Genomic DNA, 534 nt, shown 5'->3' with positions numbered 1-534 from the left:
TTTAACCAGATCACTGCCGCCGAGGTCTATGCCGCGAACCAGCTGTTCGCCACCCTGGACCCGACGCTGCGCCGCATTGACGTCCCTGACGTCGGCGAAACGGTGCTGGCCGATACCGTCGGCTTTATTCGCCACCTGCCGCACGATCTGGTAGCAGCGTTTAAAGCGACGTTGCAGGAGACGCGTCAGGCGACGCTGCTGCTGCATGTGATTGACGCGGCGGATGTCCGCGTGCAGGAAAACATTGATGCGGTAAATACGGTTCTCGCTGAAATTGAGGCCGATGAGATCCCGGCGCTGCTGGTGATGAACAAAATCGACATGCTTGACGATTTTGAACCGCGCATCGATCGCGACGATGAAAATAAACCGATTCGGGTCTGGCTTTCAGCCCAGACCGGGGTTGGCGTACCACTGCTTTTTCAGGCATTAACGGAGCGTCTTTCCGGTGAAGTGGCCCAGCATACGCTGCGCTTACCGCCGAAAGAAGGGCGACTGAGAAGCCGTTTCTATCAGCTTCAGGCGATAGAAAAA

1 protein-coding gene is annotated in these 534 nt (G+C 56.7%); it reads left to right on the top strand.

Annotation, left to right across the window (positions count from 1 at the left end; all coding sequences use genetic code 11):
- The coding region (locus tag ABD715_RS17800; RefSeq protein ID WP_344789682.1) for a GTPase at positions 1-534 on the top strand (534 nt) is incomplete at both ends.

It is taken from the genome of Postechiella marina (assembly GCF_039538365.1).
Lineage (GTDB): Bacteria > Bacteroidota > Bacteroidia > Flavobacteriales > Flavobacteriaceae > Postechiella > Postechiella marina.
Note: the sequence above shows the minus strand (reverse complement) of the source record. Positions and strands in the feature narration are given on the sequence as shown.